Origin of the sequence: Mesorhizobium sp. NZP2234, from assembly GCF_013170765.1 — a bacterium.
Lineage (GTDB): Bacteria > Pseudomonadota > Alphaproteobacteria > Rhizobiales > Rhizobiaceae > Mesorhizobium > Mesorhizobium loti_D.
This window is the reverse complement of sequence record NZ_CP033364.1, coordinates 4,180,184-4,200,707: the sequence shown is the minus strand read 5'-3', so window position 1 is coordinate 4,200,707 and position 20,524 is coordinate 4,180,184. Positions and strand designations below refer to the sequence as shown.

18 protein-coding genes are annotated in these 20,524 nt (G+C 58.9%); 7 read left to right on the top strand and 11 right to left on the bottom strand.

Features of this window, described 5'->3' with window-relative positions:
* Nucleotides 1-91: 91 nt before the first annotated feature.
* Both EB230_RS20690 and EB230_RS20685 read right to left on the bottom strand, forming a co-directional pair.
* Nucleotides 92-1,570: a hypothetical protein gene (locus tag EB230_RS20690; RefSeq protein WP_172373807.1), complete on the bottom strand. Its 1,479-nt coding sequence runs from the start codon at nucleotides 1,568-1,570 to the stop codon at nucleotides 92-94.
* Nucleotides 1,571-1,695: 125 nt separating this feature from the next.
* A complete protein-coding gene (locus EB230_RS20685; protein WP_172373805.1) occupies nucleotides 1,696-4,218 on the bottom strand; it encodes a phage tail length tape measure family protein in 2,523 nt (840 codons plus the stop codon).
* A gap of 354 nt (nucleotides 4,219-4,572) precedes the next feature.
* Between EB230_RS20685 and EB230_RS20680 the strand changes: the two genes are divergently transcribed.
* Complete coding sequence (locus tag EB230_RS20680) at nucleotides 4,573-5,940, top strand: hypothetical protein (RefSeq protein ID WP_172373803.1); 1,368 nt, start codon at nucleotides 4,573-4,575, stop codon at nucleotides 5,938-5,940.
* 5 nt (nucleotides 5,941-5,945) lie between these two features.
* Here the strand turns inward: EB230_RS20680 and EB230_RS20675 are convergent, their stop codons facing one another.
* The 8 genes from EB230_RS20675 to EB230_RS20640 all read right to left on the bottom strand — a co-directional run bounded on the left by EB230_RS20675 (nucleotide 5,946) and on the right by EB230_RS20640 (nucleotide 13,293).
* Nucleotides 5,946-6,326 (bottom strand): hypothetical protein, encoded by a 381-nt coding sequence (locus tag EB230_RS20675; protein WP_172373801.1) that lies wholly within the window; start codon nucleotides 6,324-6,326, stop codon nucleotides 5,946-5,948.
* A gap of 599 nt (nucleotides 6,327-6,925) precedes the next feature.
* Nucleotides 6,926-7,711, bottom strand: coding sequence for an HK97 family phage prohead protease (locus tag EB230_RS20670; protein WP_172373799.1), 786 nt, complete (start codon nucleotides 7,709-7,711; stop codon nucleotides 6,926-6,928).
* Nucleotides 7,708-8,313 (bottom strand): hypothetical protein, encoded by a 606-nt coding sequence (locus tag EB230_RS20665; RefSeq protein WP_172373797.1) that lies wholly within the window; start codon nucleotides 8,311-8,313, stop codon nucleotides 7,708-7,710. Before EB230_RS20665 ends, EB230_RS20670 begins: the two co-directional genes overlap by 4 nt.
* A gap of 1,275 nt (nucleotides 8,314-9,588) precedes the next feature.
* Entirely contained in the window at nucleotides 9,589-9,816 is a 228-nt protein-coding gene (locus EB230_RS20660) for a hypothetical protein (protein ID WP_172373795.1), read from the bottom strand.
* A 180-nt stretch (nucleotides 9,817-9,996) separates the two neighbouring features.
* Nucleotides 9,997-11,325, bottom strand: a complete 1,329-nt coding sequence (locus tag EB230_RS20655; protein ID WP_172373793.1) for an AAA family ATPase — start codon at nucleotides 11,323-11,325, stop codon at nucleotides 9,997-9,999.
* 114 nt (nucleotides 11,326-11,439) lie between these two features.
* Entirely contained in the window at nucleotides 11,440-11,697 is a 258-nt protein-coding gene (locus EB230_RS20650; RefSeq protein ID WP_172373791.1) for a hypothetical protein, read from the bottom strand.
* The gene (locus EB230_RS33000) at nucleotides 11,694-11,996 is read right to left on the bottom strand and encodes an AlpA family phage regulatory protein (RefSeq protein ID WP_281410907.1); all 303 of its coding nucleotides are present in this window, start codon (nucleotides 11,994-11,996) and stop codon (nucleotides 11,694-11,696) included. The genes EB230_RS20650 and EB230_RS33000 overlap by 4 nt, the downstream gene beginning before the upstream one ends.
* A 121-nt stretch (nucleotides 11,997-12,117) precedes the next feature.
* Nucleotides 12,118-13,293, bottom strand: coding sequence for a site-specific integrase (locus tag EB230_RS20640; protein WP_172373789.1), 1,176 nt, complete (start codon nucleotides 13,291-13,293; stop codon nucleotides 12,118-12,120).
* A gap of 708 nt (nucleotides 13,294-14,001) precedes the next feature.
* Here EB230_RS20640 and EB230_RS20635 point away from each other — a divergent pair.
* The 6 genes from EB230_RS20635 (at nucleotide 14,002) to rimO (ending at nucleotide 19,327) form a co-directional block, all read left to right on the top strand.
* Complete coding sequence (locus EB230_RS20635) at nucleotides 14,002-14,799, top strand: sterol desaturase family protein (protein ID WP_172375139.1); 798 nt, start codon at nucleotides 14,002-14,004, stop codon at nucleotides 14,797-14,799.
* A 140-nt stretch (nucleotides 14,800-14,939) separates the two neighbouring features.
* On the top strand, nucleotides 14,940-15,746 hold the full coding sequence (locus EB230_RS20630; protein ID WP_056577297.1) for an alpha/beta hydrolase: 807 nt from the start codon (nucleotides 14,940-14,942) through the stop codon (nucleotides 15,744-15,746).
* Nucleotides 15,747-15,813: 67 nt separating this feature from the next.
* Nucleotides 15,814-16,512 (top strand): DUF2161 domain-containing phosphodiesterase, encoded by a 699-nt coding sequence (locus tag EB230_RS20625; RefSeq protein WP_056577296.1) that lies wholly within the window; start codon nucleotides 15,814-15,816, stop codon nucleotides 16,510-16,512.
* Nucleotides 16,513-16,568: 56 nt separating this feature from the next.
* Nucleotides 16,569-16,976 carry a DUF930 domain-containing protein gene (locus tag EB230_RS20620; RefSeq protein WP_056577293.1) on the top strand — a complete coding sequence of 136 codons (408 nt, stop codon included), beginning with the start codon at nucleotides 16,569-16,571 and terminating at the stop codon, nucleotides 16,974-16,976.
* A gap of 186 nt (nucleotides 16,977-17,162) precedes the next feature.
* Nucleotides 17,163-17,849, top strand: a complete 687-nt coding sequence (locus tag EB230_RS20615) for a TerC family protein (RefSeq protein ID WP_056577290.1) — start codon at nucleotides 17,163-17,165, stop codon at nucleotides 17,847-17,849.
* A gap of 164 nt (nucleotides 17,850-18,013) precedes the next feature.
* Nucleotides 18,014-19,327 (top strand): 30S ribosomal protein S12 methylthiotransferase RimO, encoded by a 1,314-nt coding sequence (rimO, locus tag EB230_RS20610; protein WP_172373787.1) that lies wholly within the window; start codon nucleotides 18,014-18,016, stop codon nucleotides 19,325-19,327.
* A gap of 80 nt (nucleotides 19,328-19,407) precedes the next feature.
* Here rimO and EB230_RS20605 read toward each other — a convergent pair whose 3' ends face one another.
* Complete coding sequence (locus tag EB230_RS20605) at nucleotides 19,408-20,475, bottom strand: BMP family ABC transporter substrate-binding protein (protein ID WP_056577282.1); 1,068 nt, start codon at nucleotides 20,473-20,475, stop codon at nucleotides 19,408-19,410.
* Between the last annotated feature and the right edge of the window lie 49 nt (nucleotides 20,476-20,524).

The following is a 20,524-nucleotide window of genomic DNA, read 5'->3' as shown; positions in this document are numbered from 1 at the left end:
GTGCGCCCATCTGTATTCTGGTACGGCTGGGAGGCTGGCATACCTAGCGTTTTGATTACGTAAGGGTCTAGCGACGCACTTCCGAATACACTCATCCGATCGTTAACCCCGACAAACCAAAGACCGGCGTGTTTTGCCAGGTCTGCGTGTCAGCAGTGCCGGCGCCTCGTTCAAGCCAGGACAGGTAATGATATCCAAGGCCGCAATCGCCTGTGAACTTGGCGAAAATCGATCGATAAGCTTCCGAGCTAACGGCATAGGTGAGGCCGTTCATCTGCACTGCCCCGTTTCGCGCTGTGATGCTGTCGAACCCAATGCCAGCCACACATAGGGCTGGCGTGGTGGTGCTGTTTGTGGCTGCAATCATCAGCATCACGTCGCTGATGCGACCAGCGAGACAATTAAGCACCTCGACCTTGTTCGCCGTGTTGCCGTTGGCCTGACGCTCGGTCGCAAGCGAGTAAGTCCATGGTGACGCTGGGTCTGCTCTTCTTAGACGGCGCTGCGCAAGATTCGATGCATTGGAAATGAAGCGCTTTACCACGCTGTCCTCGGTGGTCCCATCCGCCGTCATGCGCATTGACCCGACGAACGTAGCTCTATTCGCAGCAACCGCCAGCGTGCTACTTGATGCACTGCCGAAACGCGCAGCCGCCAACGCGTTCTTGTTCGTCCAGATTCCGTTCTTGAGCTCCAGTTCAGTTGTTCCTACACCGGTTCCGCGCGTAGTATCCGAGGACCATGCTGGGCCGCTAACCAGCCTCATCGTCCCACTGTCATTGATAACAAACAGATCAAAATTCTTACCCGACTGGTGATAACCGGTGTGACCGGAAGTAGCGTCTAGGGCGAGGGTAAGCTCGGAAAATACCTTGTTGAAGAACGATGATCCGGTCCACACAGGAACGACGTTCCCGCTGGCCGGGATGTAGTACACTGACGTCGCGCCGCTGACGTCAGTTGCGGTGATCGCGGTCCCGCTGGTGAGCGTCAGCCTGCCTTGCGGAGGGGCAAAACCAGTTGCACTAACAACCGGAACAGTCGGATTGGTGGCATCGATTGTAATGCCCGTGCCTGCGGTCAGGCTGCTTACTGGGCCGCCAGACGACGAACTGGCTACAGGGAAAGGTCCATCCCAGGCGGTGCCCGTCCAGCGATAGAACGCGAACGCAACGCCGATCTCAGCATGTAGGAACAGAAAGCCTTTGTTCGCCACAGTAAGCGTAATGGCGGCGCGGTCAGTCAAGGAGCCGGAGGCGTCGGGCGTAATGCCAGCCAGCGACAACGTAACGAGCACGCGACTAAGTGTGCTATTCATATCTACGACGTTGGCGGCCGCCGAGTTCTCCAACTCGATGACGTAGTTGTACGTGCCAGTCGCGCCCGTCCATTTAATAGCAGCGGTGCCATGTGTGTCGTCCGTTATGGATGCGATGGGCATCGGATTGCCCGGCGCCTCAACGTAGAGCGTGCCTCCCGCAACAAGGGCTATAGCCCATGCGGTGCCGGTGCCTGTAAACGCAGCGCTGCCGTTCGTCACGGAAACCGTGCCGGTTTTGTAAGTCGACAATTTGGGAATTCCTTACTTCTTGTCCTTGCGGGCCTTACGGGCGGCTTCGGCTTTCGCCAGGATAGCCGCCCCGAGCGGCGCTATACTTGCTACCGCCGCTTCAACTTCGGCTTTGGTGTCGGGCATTACACCATTCCCCGTATCTTGGCTGTCCGAATGGCTGATAGCGTGCGAGGGATCGAGCTCTTGTCGTATTCGGCAAGGGCGCGCTTAATTTCCTCGCCAACACCCTTCTGAGCACCACGGGCATCAATTGTGATCTGCCGGTTATCGTTGTATCCAGCGCTATTCTGGTTTGCAGGAGCAAGTATCATCGGCATCTTCGGGATCACCTGCGAGCCGCGTGGCAGATTAAGAAGCTCCGGCCCCTTTTCGCCAACAACGGCTAGACCGCCGGGATGATTGTCCGTTCCGTTCGCGTAGCCAGGGATGCCCAACATCTGGGCGAAGCCGCCGGATGTCGGATTGAATGATGACCCACCACCAAGCCCTAGCAGGCTGAACAGCCCACCAAGTATGCCGCCGCTTCCGCCGCCACCGGCCGAGTTGGCCTGCATGATTGCGTCGATGAGATCATTCTCGATTTTGTCGATGATCTTATCGAGGGCGTTCATGGCAATGTTGCCAAAGTCCTGCCAGGACAACTTGCCGTCGTCCAACGCGGACCGCATGTCGTCAAATGCACCCTTCAGCACGTCGCGCTGAAGGTCGTACATTTCCTGCGCCTTGCGCAGTTCCTCCGCCTGCTTGGCATAGGCAGCCGAGACGTCGTTGATCGCCTGCACCTGCTGGGGTGACAGTTGGACGCTCTGCCAGTCGGCGTCGCCCTTCTTGCGAGCTTCTTCGCGGACCTGCTTTAGTGCTTCCTGCTCGAGGTCAAGCGACGTCTTGCGCTTGGTTTGCTCCTCAAAGGAAAGGCCCAGCGTCGAGATTTCCTCGTTGAGCGCCGCAGTGCGATCCTTGATCGCTTGGATGTCCTCGGCAAACCTGTCGTCAGAGGTCTTTTGCTGCGGACGGTTGGCTCTGCGTGCGGCCGCATCTGCCTTGCGCTGTGCCGCCTCTACCGCCTTGTCGTATTCGTGGCCGAGGTCTTCCCGGTTCGGTGCGAAATCTGGGGTAGGAGCAGTGTCTGGCAGCAACCCAACAGGCAGCTTCTGACGGCCATTCGTCGGCGTGCCCTGATTGGCAAAGTAGTGGGAGCCGAGATTGTCCAGCGCAGCTGCGGTATTCGCTGCAGCAGCTAGGATGCCCTGGAAGCCCGAGAGGATTCCCGCGAAACTCGGATTAGCCTGCTCCAGCTTGGCAAGTTCAATGAGGATGCCTTCAATCGGCTCCCTGCCAGCCAAAGCCTTGTCGAACAGGGCCTGCAGCTCGTCTTGGACCGGTTTCGAATCTACGTTTGCGAGTGCACGATTGAATTGATCGACGACATCTATCGTGCCTGAAACTGCGGCACTCACGATCGGTAGCGCGTCGGCCGTCTTTGTTGCCTCGGCCGTTATGGCAAGAAGCGTGTCGCGGGCAGCGTTTAGATTGCTCGGATCCGTCTTGGCGACGTTGGTAACCTCGTCTCGAAACGCCTTGATGTCTGGCGTGCCGTTGCGAGTACCCTCGGCAAGTTTTTCGATGGCAGCCTGGAACGGCTCAAAGGTCGAGATCAGCGTCTTGGAAAGTGGCCCTTGGTTGCCACCGCCAGCGCCAATCGTCTTGTAGATGGAGTCGAAAACCTCCTTAACCTGCGCGCCAAGCAGGTTCTTTAGGTCTTGGACGTTCTTTTCGTTGAGGGCGTTGACCGTGTTTGCGGTATCGCTCGCATACTTGTGCTGTTTGGTTGCCACCACGTCGTAGGCGTCGCCAAGGCGCTTGATGTTTTCCTCGTGGTTTTTGAGGATTTCATCTAGCGTTTTGAGGCTGCTGCCGCCGTACGCCTGGTAGGCCAGGAACGCCACGCCAGCCGCAGCTATAGCAGCCGTCGCCAACGGAAACTTTGTGACAAGCCCTAACGCGCTCTCGCCAATCGCCTTCAACGATCCCTTGACGCCATTCGGGCCTTGCTCGAGCGCGTCATAGATCTGGCCGGCCTGCGATGCGAAGATCTGCATCGGAGGCGCACCAAGCGCGAACATGGTGATCACGTCATTGCCCTGCCGCGACAGATTGAGCATCTGGTTGGCGGTGAGCTTTGCCGTGCTGCGCACTTTCTGCATTGCAGCATCGTGAGTATTGATGGCGATGACGTTGCCTGTGAAGGCCGCCTTTTCGCGCGCGATGGCAGCAGACATCTCGTCGCCGCTGATGGCGCCGATGGCCTGCGCCATTTTGATATTCTTGAGATTGTTCAGATAGGTCTGCTGGGCGGCAAACAGCGGGCTGTATTTCGCGCGCAGCGATTCAAGCTCACGGCCCTGGTCAGCAAGGACGCCGTTCCATTCCTTGCCTGCTTTGGCACCTATCCCAACCATGTCGTTGATGCGCGCCTGCAGCGCGGTAGTCATGGACTTGTCGATGCCACGTCCGACGCTGTCGAACTGCTTTTGAATCCCGCCCGTAGCGGTGCCGATGTCGCTAACAAGCTGCTTGAGTTGGCGTTTGACCGTGGTGAGGTCGGTGCTGACCGAAATTAGCAGGTCGTCGCTACTAGCGGCCATCGGCATCCCTCAGGTCGTTCGCAGTCTGCTCAAGGAGCGCTGCCCAGGCCGTTGGATCCGAGAGGCCGCGGATTAGAGTGATGGCGCCGGCGAGCAGCGCTGACACAACGTAGCTATCCGTGAACCCGCGGCTGCGAAGCTCGCCAACAAGGTCGGCCGTCGCGGCCGATGCCACGTAGTTTTCTAGAAGCTCAAGAGCGGTGGTTTCTTGTATAAGCGCACAGTTGGGCGATCGCGCCGAAGCACGTTGGTCGATCATGGTACGAAGTCTTTCTGAGGGTTACAGTGGATGGAATGGCCAGCTATTCAGCAGACTGCCGACCTGTTATCCCGAATTGCCGGGAGGGTTTGTAAATGGCAGATTTCATTGGCATTCTGAAAAAGGCACTCGCTAGGCACGGCGACGAGACGTCCGAAAAGCGTGTGCGCATTTATGAAAGCGTTCGTGCCACGTTGGCGAGGAAGCTAGCGGAGTTTTCGCCGCCGATTCCCGCATCCGACAAGGCCAGCCAGATGCTCTCGCTGGAAGACGCCATCTCGATGGTCGAGGGAGGTTATTCCAATCGCGCGCCGGAAACGGATCCGCTCGCCGAACTGGAGCACATCTCTTCCTCCATCGACCGCAACAAGCAGCCGGCTGTAGCACCTGACCTAGCCGATGAGTTCGCCAAGATGGAGAGTGAGCTCGCCTCATTCGGCTATCAGGGCTTATCACAACCTCAAGCACAGCAGCCAACGATTACAAATCTGCAACCAGAGACTGGAAAGCCTACGCAGGACGGAGGGAAGGCGCATTTCAGCTTTGGCGGCCCGAACCGGACGCTCCCAATAAGTAGGCAATACCCGAAGCCGCCAGAGCCGCAGCTGTCGGAGGGTCCGCAGTTCGAACTGCGCGATGGTAAACTGGCAGGGACAGCGTTGCCGCTTGGCAATTTCAGCGAAAAAGCGCAATCGGGACTTCATCAGCGCTTAAGGGCGACGCTGGCCGGCTCAGCGGCAAATTTTGCTAAGTTGGAGAACAAATTTCCCGAACTTGTTCGGGCCGCTCGTGAATACACACTATTGCTGGAGCCGAACACAAGCGAAATTGACATCGTGTCAGTATACTCCGTGGGTGCGTCACTGTTGAGCTTTGCTGATGCCTACCGTGAGCAAAATATAGATCGCACCTTAGCGGAACCAATTGAGCCTCAGACTGCGGCTGCATTGCAAGCCATATCACGCATTCACGGCGCCTTCATTATGGGTTTTGAAGAAGGGGCAGATCTTGTCAGGAAATCTGATGAGTTCCTCCTCGATGCTCAACGAATTCGTGAGATCGAGGCGCCTGGCAACACCCTTCTCAACAGTTTTGTTGTCAACAAAAAGATCATCGAAGCAGAGACGATTGAGATAAATCGGCCCGTCGCCGACTACGTTGCTCACTTTGGCTGGACGGGATCGCGAGCTGGTTACTCGGCATACATTGCGGTCAGAAATACCGTCGTCTCATCCACGAAGATACTTCTTGGCGATCTAAGCATTTTGGGAGTTCTGGGAGCTGCGATGACCGTCTCTGCATACGCCGGTGATCCGAACATGGAGTTCATAAGAAACGCAGTACCACTGCTGCGTTCAAACGCTACGGATTTGCTCGCATTTTTCAATCACTCACCTGAACTACGCGCCTACATTGAGTGGGTGATTGACGTCCTTGAGCGGGATAACAACAATCGGCAGTAGGGAAGCTACCGGAAATACTCGTCCGCTAGATCCTCAGCGCTCGACTGCGGTGACCATCCAACCTTCGGGAATGATGCCGGTGTCGCACCAAGTTTGCCGAGACACTGATTCAGTAGCGTCATACCCGCCACGCCCAGATCGCCGTTGCGCATCTTTCCAAGTAACAGCGCAGTGATACCAACGATGCTGCGGTGGCAGAAGCGCAGCCAAGGCAGTGTAGGCACCATCTCGCCCCACGCGTCCTGAGCGGACGATGGAAGCCATTCGTAGGGCTCGCCGATCGGCCTATCGTCCGCTAGTTCTGTGCGTTGTGCATAGCGCCCAGGGTTCTTTTTAAGGGCACCTGAAAGCCGCAACTGCTCGAGACTTTTTCTTGGTCTGGGCATTTCACCCCCATGTCCTGAATTGTGGCATTGCGTACGATGGTACCCCCGCCGGTCCTTAGGACCATCGGTCCTAGATATCCGACCACCCCCCCACCCCGAGGCAAATATGCAATTAATGCTTTTGCCTTGCGCACAAAATGCTCATTTGATATGAGTCCGTCACCGAGGCAATTACGCCTCGGTGACGGACAGGAGGTCCAAATGAGCGTTCTGCTTAACTTCCGTGTCCGGCTAGGCCGATGGAGAATCTCGTTCTCCCTCGACCGATGAGCCGGAGCCGGATGAGGGATTGCAGCCCTCATCCGGCGCCAAACATAGCAAGACCTGGAGCCTGCATCAATGGATGGGCGCGAGCTAACGTTACTGCGCAGGAGACTGGGGCTAACCCAGAGAGCCATGAGCGCAAAGATGGGTCTTGGCTTGCGAGCTTATTCATCTATCGAGGCGACAGCCGAAGAAATCAATCCCCGTCACCAGATGTTAGCAGAGCGGGTGGCGTTGGCGGAGGCTGTATCCCAACGAGACTACCGGCTAGCGCCACGATCTGTTCGCGAAGAAGCACTAGCCCTCGCAACCCTCATTGAGGACGCCAATTCAGACTAATTCGGCATCAGGCGCCTGATGCGCATCTGTTTCGCCCACTCGGCATGCTCGGCATTGCGTGTCGTTGAAGGCGCAGCGTTACGCCTGGCATTTACTGCGGCTGCTAGACGATCGACGCCTTCTTTTATGCCTGTAACGGACTCATTGATCCTGGCGACGGTGCCAAGCACACCATGCTTCAAATCGTCCTCGAGCGTGAGGCTCGTTGCAGCAAGATCCAACAGCCGAACACTGGCGTTTTTTACCGCACCCGACTTGCAGATGCTGATCTCGCGCAACTTCGCTTTCGTGACCAAGCGCACCTTGTGACCGCGGAATTCCTTTTCGGTGCGGGCAAGCACGTCAACGCCCACCGAAACGTCCGTTCGTCCGTTGCTCGCTACCATGCTGGCAAGCATTGCACCGCGCTGGGTCGATGGAACCTCAAACTCAAAAGCGAGAGCGTCTGCATGGTCGACAAACCGCAATCCGGACTGCGTGTCGCCAGCCTCAGTGTCGGCGATATGATCGACCTGCAGCTTGATCACGTCGCTTGCCAGCGACTCAGAAAAACATCCTTGCAAGAAGGCCACGAGATCGCCATCGCGTTCGAATACCTGTCCGTAGCTGACAGCCAAACCGCGCAGTGCCGGACGCACGAATTCCGACTCCTGATGGTTTGCAAGCATCATACCGGTTGGAGCGACCCCAAAGCCTCGGGCTGACACCCGACCGGCAAACGCCGCGCGCTCGGCCATCCGGTGCAAGTTGACGCCGGGTACTTTGATCGGATTGGGTCTCACGGGCGTACCTCGGCTGGAAGTTGAGACTTCGAAACAAAGCCGGCGCCAGCGAGTTCACAGAGGAGAGCGGGCACAGCGCTGTATTGGTCTTGTGGGTTGCCGAGGCGGGTCGATCGAAAGTCGCCCAATCTGCCAATGTTGACGCCATCTCCATCCAGGTCGTTGTAGAAGCGCCAGAGCGCCATGTTCGCCGCCTGCAGTTTTAACAACGCGTCTCCGAGCGTCTCGGCCAGACGTCGATGGACGGGCTCGACGGCAGCAAGGATCTTCGCTGCAGCCTGTTTGCGCTCAACCTTCGCGTCTTCATTCATAATGGCCAATGCCGCTTCGATGTCGCCAACGCGCTCAATGATTTCGTGCAATCTTGTCCGTTGCGGCTTGGGCTGCTCCGGCAATCGGTGGCCGAGGATGGCGGCGATCCGCGCCTGCCTGGCGGCATCAGCCACGCCCATATCGTGCTGATCGGACTTGCGCTGTATCTGTCGGCCCTCCTCTTCTAAAGCCGCTTTTTCGATGCCGAGCTTCTGCATTTTCGGCTCGATCTCGTTGGCGATGCGCGGCGCGACGTCGCGCACCTTCGGCCGGGCTAGCTTGACAACCACTCGTATCCTTAGGGCGCGAGCGGGCGCGATTTGGCACATCACACCAGGTCTAAACCAGATTCAAAACCGGAGACGGCCCAGTTCCCGGTCCCGTAGGAACAGGACATCTCTTTGAAAACAATCAGTTAATCCTGGCAATCTGCAGATAGCGCTGCTCTGCTGAATTTTTCCAAAGAAACCGCTTGCGAAACCAACCATCTCGGGCGTTACATAAGAAATCGGCCCGAAAGGATTCTCGATTTGAGTTTTTCAAATGGAGAATTGTATGCGCCGACCACCTCCCAAGAAGCGAAAATGGTGGCACCTCTCGAGGGAAGAAGTGTTCAAGCTTATGCCGATATTGCTGACTATGCTAAACCTGTTGCTGCATTGGTGAAGCCGCCTTGGCCCAACGCGCGGCTTCCATAAGACCTTTCCGCCCTCGCCTATCGGCATAGCCGCCGCGCGCCCCGAGTGCCTCGCCAACGCCATGTAAAGTCGCCCGTGCCAACACGGCCTCGATCACTGTGTCGACTTCAGGCGGAGCCATAGCGAACTCGACCGAGTCAGTCCGCCTTACATCACCGTGACGAGTGTATGGTCGCGGCTGGCCTACCCCGCTTTGCGCGCCGAGGAAGAACGCACCCTGCGCGATAGCGGGCGGACCGAACCCAAAGCGACAGTCATTGTGAAACGGTACCTCGTCGGGTTGCGGCTTAATCTCGAACCATCCGAACCAACCGCGCAGCGCCGGCGCAATAGGCTCGGAACTACCCAGTCGCGGTTTGGCCGGAGGTAGCGCCAAATAGGCTTCCAGATTCTGGGGCGCCGGATCCCGTCCTCGCACCTTGCCGCCTTTACGCCGATCAAGGCTCAAGCCGACCGCGTCGGCGCAATTGTCGTTTGCGGGCTGCGGCAAGCGCTGACGCATTACAAGCCACAGGCACGCGGCACCATGCGCGTCGTGCTTGGCGAGCCAGTTCCATGCGGGCCGACTACCTCGAAAGCGCACACGGGCCTCCTGTGGCCTATTGTCGTTAGCTGCAAGTAACCTGTCCGCGTCGCGGAGCAGCTTCGCGCGATCGGTAGCTGTCGTCATGCCGCCTCCTGCTTGCCGTTGGAGATGTTGTCGTTCGCCGGCCGCCGATCGGGACGAAGCAAATAGAATTCTTCCCACGACAGGCGCCGGCCGCGAGATGGCCGAGCGCTCTCTGCCACGGCGTCGGCGCCGGTTACGCGCCGAGGTACGGCTCGCTCTGACGGGCGTTGGATGATGTTGGCCATGTTAGCCCTCTTTCACCAGGTCCAAGGAAGCCTGCGACCCAGAGAACGTCGTGGCGCAACGGCGTCCACCGTCTCTACGCGCTTGTTGCCAGCGCCGTCTGTGTATCCAACTAGCCATTTGATTTGCTGAGGATCGTCATCGTTGACGGCCAGAACGCGAACCGGCGCGCCGCTGACAGGGTGGGCTGCGTCAAAGGCGGCTTCGCCGAGGGCTGCAGTGCCCATCGCATCAATACGCATCTGTTAGTCTCCTTTCGGTGCCGTACCGTACGTGCACCCCCATAGGAAAAAGGACGGTACGGTACGGTTCAATTTTTGCCCTTGGGTAGGTGGGTGAAACCCCCACCAACCCAAGGAAAGGGTTTCTGTAGTGTACGACTTCAACTCTGGTACGGGCTTAAGCTATTGATTTAACAACATTTACTCGCCGCCCGCACCAGCGTCGGTTGCACGGTACGTGCGCCCGGTACGCTTGCGCCGCGCCGCCTTCACAACGCCAGCAGCCAAAGTAGCGCCACGATCAACTTGGTTTAATTGTTTTGCCGCCTCGATAGCGGCCTCCTCGCCCTTTCGGGTCAACTTCCAGGCACCTACTTCGTAAATTGCGAACTGGCCACGTTTCAGCCGGTCAGTCACCGTCTGCGCTCGCCTCTTATCGCCATCGCCCTCAGCGTCTCTCCAACCGAGTTCACTGGCCAGTTCGCGCAATGATCGGCTGCCATCCTGGCGTATGGCTAGAAGCATTCGCTGGTCGTCACGGGTCGCCGCATGAGCTCGCGCAGCGATCTCTTCTTCTCCGACGACCTTGGCGCGGACCGTGGGTATTTGCCGCCCGCGGCTGTCGATTAGCGTCGGCACCTTGATCTCCGGAAGATCAAACATTATCGGGCGAAAATCCGGCCCGCGGAACTTCCCCTGCCAATGCAATTCTGCGCTGCGGTCGGCCTTCTTCGCCAACGATAAATTGCCGTCGACTTCGTTCAGAAACGCGCCACCGCCCCGAGGCAGCAAATTGTCCGAAGAGGCGTTCTTGATCGGATGGCTTGCAGCAATCACGGCAGGTCTGCATTCCATCCTGGTCAGTGACCGCAACAAACGCGCGTAGTGCCCCATCTCGACATTTGAGTTCTCATCGGTGCCAGGAAAAAAGGCAGCCGTTGTGTCCACAAATATCGCGGCGACCCCACCCAGCTTTTCAACATCGCTGGCTATTCGGTCTGCGAATTCCGAGATGGAGAAAACTCCCTCAACGAAGTGCGCGTCGATGTCTTCAGGGTTGAGGCCAAGTTCATGACACAGGCCTATCCATCTCATGCGAACGTCGTCCGGGTTTTCGCCGGCGCAATAGAGGACTCTCCCCTCCTTGACCTCTTGGCCGGCAATCGGGGCACCCAGTGCAATGCAGGCTGCAAGGAGCAGGGCAACTGCAGTTTTGCCGGATCCCGTCTGGCCGGTAATCGAGTACAGAAAGCCGGACTGAATCAGTCCATCTACCAGGTAGTCGGGCGGGGTGAAGCTCCGCACGAATTCTCCGCTCGGCATTATGCCGGGAAATGTCGCCGGTACGTTGTCGTTATCGGCTCGGCGCGCCTTACCCGCCGCACTTCTAATAATCTGGGAGTTGAGCGCCTCGCTCGCGGCGCGCAGGCGTTCAACACGTTCGTCAAGATCTTGCTTGTCCAGCGCCTGGCCAAGCTGAAGGTCGATGACAGCGCTCTGAAAGGCGAGCGAGGCCTCCGTGACGCTCATCGCGTCACCCTCGGTGCTTCTGATTTCATGTGGTTGGTCCGGTTGTGCGGATAGGTTGGCGCCGGTTGGTTCCGGCGCTTTCCTGTTGCGCCAAATAGCTCGGTTGACGGTGACTTAATCGGGGTTTGATGCCTTCAGAATCTGGCGAAAGAGTTTGGAGGCGTCGATGCGGGCTTCGAGTTCAGTTCGGGAGAGCTCAAACATTTTACCAAGGTGCGCGCGCATATGCTCGACGCTGACGACCTCCTCTTCTTCGAGGGCGATCGCATTGAAAGTCAGGACGCCAAGCATGAAGAAAAGGCGCCTGGTGTCATATTCTGATATCGGTATCGGTGCTGGTGCCGGCTCTGATACTGATAGCTGTGCGTTCATGCTGCGGCCCTCGCAGCTATACGGCGGTCGATCCAGGCTTGGACCTCAGCGCGTACAAAAGCGAACCGACGCTCGCCAAGTCTGACTGGTAGTGGAAATTGCCCATCCGCTATCAGGGCTTTCACTAGTGTTCTGGACATGCTGGTTAGTTGCGACACCGCTTTGATCGAGATCAAGCGCGGTGCGCCATTGTCGTTGTTTGGTTGCAAAGCAATCCTCCATGGCGCCAAAAAAGCGGGCGCTGCAAATGTGCGTAGGGTGGAGGTTAAGTCACGCCAGCGAGGCGCGGGTGCGATCACGGGCACCAATCCCGGCGATTGAAATCGCGCTTGGTGGCGAACTAGCGCCAACGGAAGCAATAAGTCCCCTTTACCAAGCTAAAGTCAATACAGGCAGGCGACTTTGACGTCCACTCAAGGATCAGGAAGATGCTTTTCCACAGTACAATTCCCAATCATCCATTAGCGTACGCCGCTTTTCGAGTGCGTCGGCGCGTCGGTACGCACGTTCGACTGCATTGCCGACCTGGTGCGCCAGCGCAGCCTCTGCGACCTCTCGGTCGTGCGAAGTCTTGTCCCCAGCCCAGTCTCGGAACATCGATCGTAGTCCATGCAACGTGACTGTCTTGTCAGGAGATGCCGCGCGCAACGCCTTGGTCATAGCCGTATCAGAGATCGGCGTCTCGTCGCGGTCGCCGCCGAAGATGTAGGCCCCAGTTGCGCGCTGTTTCATCGCTCGCACGATTTCTACAGCTCGCGCCGTAAGCGGCACACGATGCTCCACGCCACCCTTCATCCGGTCTGCAGGAACAACCCACAGGGCGGCGTCGAGATCGATCTCGGCAAATGTGGCTCGCCGTGCCTCTCCAGACCGCGCCACGGTAAGAACGATGAACTCCACCGCCCGGGCCGCGACACCTTTCGACTCCCGAAGCCTCAAGATTAATGTCGGCGCATGATCGTATGCGAGCGCAGCATGATGACCTCGCTGGAGTTTCTTCCGTGCGGGCATCACCTTGTCAAGAAGCCCCCGCCAGCGCGCCGGGTTGCCAGCCGTACGCCATTCGTGGGCGATGCCGTAGTCGATGACTGCCTGGATCCTAGACCGTAGCCTGTCGGCCGTTTCTGGCCGTTCCTGCCAGTGCGGCATTAAGCAATCCTTCACGTCGCCCATCACAATGTCCGCAACAGGGAGGTCGTGAAGTGGTTTCGCATAATCGCGCAAGGTCATCTCCCATTGCGCCTTATGCTTTGCATTCTTCCAGTCATTCGCCTTCGATGCGAGAAGCCCATCCATGCAGTGCGCAAAGGTGATCACCGCAGCCGGCTTGTGATCTGCTCGCGGATCCTCGCCGCGGGCTATCTGATTGCGAACGACTTCGGCCTTTTCTCGAGCTAGCGCCAAGCTCACCGGGGCAGTCCCCTGCCCGTAGCCACCCAGCCCCATTTCGTTCCTGGCTTTTCCGCGGCGCCAGATGAATATCCAGTTACGGCTACCACCCGCTTGGACTCGAATGTAGAGGCCGTCTCCGTCACCATAAATGCCCGGCTTAGTCAGACCCTTGATTTTGGTTTCTGTAAGCTTGTTTCGGGCCATCAACCGTAACCGTTATCATAACCGCCATATTGAATATGGTGATTTTAGAGTATTTACAACGGGTTATGAGCACAAAAATCACCAAAAACGGCGGAGCGGCGGGCACTCCCTCCGCCAGATGCCCATCCTTTTGATTGAAATTGATACCATAAGGCACTGAAAACGCTACCATTCGTCCAATTCCAGAGTCCAAATTCGGTCGATTTCAATACCAGTTGATCGCATTGAAAGCCGGGCACAAAACCGGGTATCGTCCTTCCGAAAACCGGGTATTTTCCGAAGGAAGAGCCTCAATGCCTAAGCTCAACTGCCTGGCGTGACACGACGCAGATTCAAATCCAGGGCACCAGTCTCCGATCCTCATGAGGGTGTCGCCGATCGCACCCATTCATGATAGAGGTCCTGTGCTGACCGTGGGGTCGCAATAGCAAGGACGACGCCAAGACTTGAAATAGAAAACCCCGCCGGCAGGGAACCGGAGGGGTTAGTCCTGGGAGGACGCGCGACGCGCTGCGTTCGCCACCGCGCGCTACACCGATATCGCCCGGGTGCGACACAGGTGTGACATGCCGGCGGGCGCCTCCGTCACCTGCCCGGCCGCAAAGACGAAAGTCGGCATCAAGCCTTTGGAAAGGAGAAATATGGTTCTGTCCAGAAGCTGAAGTGCGAGCGGGTGCTGGCCAAAGGCCGGGCTATAGAGGCGGGCGAATGGATATTTTTGGCATCAAGGCGCTGTTGATCTCCGCGTTGATATTCATTCCGTTCGAACATCTGTTCCACGAGCGGCCCCAGAAGACCTTCCGCAAGGGCTTGGGTGTGGATCTGATCTATGTGCTGTTTAACGGCTTCATCATAAAAGTGGCCGTCGTCCTGATAGCGGCCTACACGCTTGACGCCGCCGCACTCGTGGTCCCGCAATCGATGATGCGCGCCGTCGGCGGTCAGCCCGTCTGGTTGCAGGTCGCCGAAATCATCTTGATCACCGACATCGGCGTCTATTGGGCGCACCGGGCCTTCCACAAAATCCCTGCGCTTTGGAGGTTCCACGCGGTACACCACGGCATTGAGGAACTGGACTGGCTCGGGGCTTTCCACTCCCATCCGGTCGACGCGATTGCCACAAAGGCGATATCGCTGACGCCGATCTTTTTCCTCGGATTCTCCGATGCCTCGATCGCCGCCTTCTCGGTCATATATTTTTGGCACACGCTGCTTGTGCATTCGAACCTGCGGATTCCGTTTGGGCCCTTGAAGTGGCTGATCGCCAGCCCGCAATTCCATCGCTGGCATCATGCCAACCAGCGCGAGGCTTATGACAAGAACTTCGCCGGCCAACTCCCTCTCCTCGACATGGTGTTCGGCACCTACAATGCCACCGGCAACAAGGTGCCGGAAAAATACGGTGTCGATGATCCGATCCCGTCCAGCTACTTCGGTCAGGTCGGCTATCCGCTTATGCCTCGCGGCAAGCTATCGAAACCGGCAGTGCCGAGCACGGAAACCTGACGGCTCATATCAATGGGAACCGCCATCTGCTGCTCGAAATGGCGGTGTCGCCCGGCAGAGGAGATTGCGTCGTGGGTTGGTTTTGGCGGGCACCAGCAATAATTATAGGTGCTGCGCGTTGGCCTCGGAGCGTTCTCGGCATGGATTATCAAGACGACGACCTCAGCAGATTCGAAGCGCATGGCGCCGCACCCCTGCCGGCCGCCAGGCACGAAGGCCGGGTGGAAAACGAGGGCGCGAAAATCTGGTACGCCACGTTTGGGGCCGGCCTTCCCGTAATCTTGTTGCATGGCGGCCTTGGTCACAGCGGAAATTGGGGATTTCAGGTTCCCGAGCTGGTCAAGGCCGGCTATCGGGTCGTGGTGATCGACAGCCGTGGCCATGGGCGCAGCACCCGTGACGGGCGACCGTACAAATACGAGCTGATGGCGTCCGACGTCCTGGCCGTGATGGACACGCTGCAATTGGAAAAGGCGGCTGTGGTGGGTTGGAGCGATGGCGCGTGCGTTGCGCTCATCCTTGGCATGAAGGCCGCCGATCGGATCACAGGTGTGTTCTTCTTCGGCTGCAACATGGATCCGAGCGGCACCAGGGAATTCGAGCCCGGTCCGGTCATCGATCGATGTTTGGGCCGGCACGCCAAGGACTATGCCGAACTATCGGCAACGCCGGGCCAGTTCGATGCATTCGTCAAAGCCGTCGGCCTGATGATGAAGACCGAGCCCAATTATTCCGCCGCCGACCTGGCACGGACGAGCGTGCCCGTGGCGATCGTTCAAAGTGAACATGACGAATTCATCAAGCGGGAGCACGCGAACTATCTGTCCCAAAACGTCCCGGCATCGGAATTGATCATCCTGCCTGACGTCAGCCATTTCGCACCGCTGCAACGCCCAGGGCAGTTCAACAGCGTGCTCTTGGCTTTCCTGGGCAATATCCATTCCTGAGCATCCGGCGCACTGCGCTCCCTGAAGCAGGAAGGCTTTTTGCCTCGAATCGGCTAAGCCTTGGGACATGAACGAAACCTCCCTTTATGCGCCGGTGAAGCGGTTCCTCGAAAGTCTCGACTTCCTGGTGAAGGGGGAGATTGGCGGCTGCGACATCGTCGCGTTGCGCGAGGGCGAGCCGCCGATTGTCGTCATCTGCGAACTGAAACTGCAGTTCAACCTCGAACTGGTGCTGCAGGGTGTCGACCGCGCGGCCGCTTGCGACGAAGTGTGGCTGGCGGCGCGTATGTCGGCACGGGGCAAGGGACGCGAAAGCGACGCCCGGTTCCGCAACCTCTGCCGCCGGCTCGGTTTCGGTTTGCTTGGTGTGACCGCGAATGACAAGGTCGAAGTGCTTGTCAGCCCGGCCGCGCCTGAGCCACGCAGGAATGCCCGGCGACGCTCTCGCCTTGTCGACGAACACCAGCGCCGCCGCGGCGATCCTGTCGCGGGCGGAGGATCGCGCAATCCGATCATGACCGCCTACCGCCAGAGCGCCCTCACCTGTGCCGCCGCGCTTGTCCACGGCCCCAAACGGCCGCGCGATCTGAAGGCGCTGACGCCGATCGCCCCGAAAATCCTGCAGCACAACGTCTATGGCTGGTTCGCGCGCGTGGACCGCGGCCTCTATGATCTCACGGATGCCGGCCGCGCCTCGCTGGTGCGTTGGCCGCAGGCCTCGCACGAGGATGTCCGACACGAGATTTTGATTGCGTCGACCCCCTGAATGCGGCCGCTTGCCCGGCATGAAGCGCCCCTCTTGGTTGATTTTTCAGACAAAACATGCTGCTTGTCCCGCCCATGAAGACACTCTGCATGATGGCCATGGCGTCCTTGACGCTAGCTTTCCCGGCCAGCGCGATGGACAACGCCTTGCGTGCCGGGCTGATGAAACTTGATCCGCAAACACGCCTCGAGCAGCGGTGCGATGCTGAAGTCCTGGACCGGATCACCCACGACGATCGCAAGTTCAAGGCCGACCGTGTTGTCGCCTACGCCTTCGCCACGCCTGAGATGAGCGCCGATGCGATCAGGAGCCCCGGTGCGGCGTTCCGCAGCAAGGGGCAATGGTACCGGCTGAAGTTCAAATGCCAGACGGGGCCGGACCATATGGAAGTTCTCCAGCTTCGCTACCGGATCGGCGATGAGATTCCGGAAGCCGACTGGGCAAAATACAATCTCTACGACTAGTTTTTTCGCGGGCTTGTATCGGCCTCGGTTCACGAGCCGGCGGCGGCTGAAAATCTCCTGTAATGCCACTGCCACGAAAGTGGTTTTCCAGCGTTGTCCAATGCGGCGCCTTGACGGCAGCGGACCATGCCTTTAGGCCCGTCGGAATAGTCGACGACGAACACTCGGCGAAGGGCTTCCAGGTCGATGGAAATATTTACCGCCGCGGGCCTATCGGCCCTTCTTCAGGTCATCGCCATCGATCTTGCGCTTGCGGGCGACAATGCCATCGTCATCGGCCTCGCCGCGGCCGGACTGCCGGCCAGCCAGCGCAAACGGGCCATTCTCGTCGGCATCGCAGCGGCCACCGTCCTTCGCATTTTCTTCGCCTTGATCACGCAATGGCTGCTCACCATCGGGCCGATGTTGCTTATCGGCGGCGGCCTGCTCTTGCTGTGGGTCTGCTGGAAGATGTGGCGCGAATTGCGCGTCAGCCACGAGCAGGAGCGTGACGCAACGGAAGCGCTGTCGAACGGCGACTTCAACAAGGATGGGGTCATCGGCGGCAAGGGGCAAAGCAAGACTTTCTCGCAGGCGGCCTGGCAGATTGTCATTGCCGACGTTTCGATGTCGCTCGACAATGTTCTGGCGGTAGCCGGCGCGGCCATGAACCATCCGACGGTGCTGATTGTCGGGCTCGCGCTGTCGATCGCCCTGATGGGGTTTGCCGCCTCGTTCGTTGCGCGCCTGCTGCACAAGTACCGCTGGATTGCCTATCTCGGCCTGGTGATCATCCTCTATGTCGCGGTCAAAATGCTGCTTGACGGGGCCGTGCAGCAATTCCCCGAACACTTCGCTTTCCTGGCACCCTGGTTCGGGTCCGGAGGCCACTGAGGCAGCCTTATGGCCCGGACCGGCCTGTCGGCCGGTTTGCTTGATTGCGGAAGCCATGCTATTGCGCCGCGCGTATTGGCTTCAGCCACGCGCCACAGACCGACATTTACAGCGATTTGAGGCCGGATCAGCGTTCGGCCCGTACCCCCATTGGAAACCAGCCTATGTCCGCCCCTCGCGTCAGTTTCGTCAGCCTTGGATGCCCGAAGGCGCTCGTGGATTCCGAGCGTATCATCACGCGGCTGCGCGCCGAAGGCTATGAGATCGCCCGCAAGCATGATGGTGCCGATCTCGTTGTGGTCAACACTTGCGGTTTCCTGGATTCCGCCCGTAACGAGTCGCTCAATGCCATTGGTTCCGCGCTTTCCGAAAACGGCAGGGTCATCGTCACCGGCTGCCTCGGTGCCGAGCCGGACGTGATCCGCGAGAAGCATCCCAACGTGCTGGCGATCACCGGACCGCAGGCTTACGAGAGCGTGATGGCGGCCGTCCATGAGGCAGCTCCGCCTTCGCACGATCCCTATATCGACCTGCTGCCGCCGCAAGGGGTCAAGCTGACGCCGCGCCACTATGCGTATCTGAAGATCTCGGAAGGCTGCAACAACCGCTGCACCTTCTGCATCATTCCCGCCCTGCGTGGCGATCTCGTTTCGCGCCCGGCCGCCGATGTGCTGCGCGAAGCTGAAAAACTGGCCAAGGCCGGCGTCAAGGAACTCCTCGTAATCTCGCAGGACACAAGTGCCTACGGCATCGACATCAAGTATCAGACGTCGATGTTCGGCGATCGCGAAGTGCGCGCGAAACTCCTCGATCTCTCGGAAGAACTGGGCAAGCTCGGCATCTGGGTGCGCATGCACTATGTCTACCCCTACCCGCATGTCGCCGACGTCATCCCGCTGATGGCCGACGGCAAGATCCTTCCCTATCTCGACATTCCATTCCAGCATGCCTCGCCGCAGGTGCTGAAGAACATGCGTCGTCCGGCGCATGGCGAAAAGACGCTCGAACGCATCAGCGGCTGGCGCGACGTATGCCCCGATCTCGCCATCCGCTCGACCTTCATCGTCGGCTTTCCCGGCGAGACGGACGAGGATTTCGAGATGCTGCTGGACTGGCTGGACGAGGCCAAGATCGACCGTGCCGGCTGCTTCAAATACGAGCCGGTCAAGGGCGCCCGTTCCAACGACCTCGGCCTCGAACAGGTTCCGCAGGAAGTCAAGGAAGCACGCTGGCACCGCTTCATGCAGCGCCAGCAGAAGATTTCGGCGACGCAGCTGGCCAGGAAGGTCGGCAAGCGCCTGCCGGTGCTGATCGACGAGGCGCACGGCACCTCGGCGAAGGGCCGCACCAAATACGACGCGCCCGAGATCGACGGCTCGGTCCACATCCAGTCGCGCCGCCCTATGCGTGCCGGCGACATCGTCACGGTGAAGATTGAGCGTGCCGACGCTTATGACCTTTACGGTTCGGCTGTCTGAGCCTCCCTACCGTTTCTCCGGGCACATAAAAAGGGCGCCTCGCGGCGCCCTTTCCTATTTTGAAACGTGGTGCGCCGCGCTTACTGCGGTAGCTTGTCGTCGACGCCCTTCACGTAGAAATTCATGCCGAGCAGCGTGCCGTCGTCGGCGACCTCGCCGTCCTTCAGCCACGCCGAGCCGTCCTGCTTGGCGATCGGTCCGGTGAAGGGGTTCCAGCCACCGGCGATCTTCTTCTCGGTCGTCTCGGCCATCGCCTTCACATCGTCGGGCATGTTGGTGTAGGGCGCGAGCTTCACCGCGCCGTCCTTGATGCCGAGCCAGACATTGTCCGGCTTCCAGGTGCCGTCGATGGCTGCCTGCACGCGGCTGATGTAATACGGCCCCCATTCGTCGGTCAGCGAGGTCAGCTGCGCATTCGGCGCGAACTTGATCATGTCGGACGACTGGCCGAAGCCGTGCAGCTTGCGCTCCTCGGCCACCTGCAGGGCAGCGGTCGAATCGGTATGCTGGACGATGATGTCGGCACCCTGGTCGAACAGCGCCTTGGCGGCGTCGGCTTCCTTGCCCGGGTCGAACCACGAGTTCACCCAGACGATCTTGGCCTTGAAGTTCGGGTTGATCGACTGCGCGCCCAGCATGAAGGAGTTGATGCCCATCACCACTTCCGGGATCGGGAAGGAAACAATGTAGCCGGCGACGCCCGACTTCGATTCCTTGGCGGCGATCTGGCCGAGTACGTAGCGGCCTTCGTAGAAGCGGGCATTGTAGATGCCGAGATTGTCGCCGGTCTTGTAGCCGGTGGCGTGCTCGAACATCACCTTGGGAAACTTCTTGGCGACCTTCACTTCCGCGTCCATGAAGCCAAACGACGTGCCGAAGATGATCTTGCAGCCTTCGCGTGCCAGGCGCTCGAAGGCGCGGTCGGCATCGGGCCCTTCGGAGACGTTCTCCAGATAGGCGGTCTCGACCTTGTCGCCGAGCGCTTTCTCGACCTCAAGGCGGCCTTGGTCATGCTGGTAGGAGTAGCCGAAATCGCCGATCGGACCGGTATAGACCCAGCAGGCCTTCAACTTGTCGGCAGCCTCCGCGGACGCGGCCAGCGACAATGCCGCTGTCGTCGTCATCAGGGCAATAAGCAGTTTTTTCATCGTGTTACCTCTCTGTGTTAAGCCTTGGAGCTTCCCGTTTGTTATTATT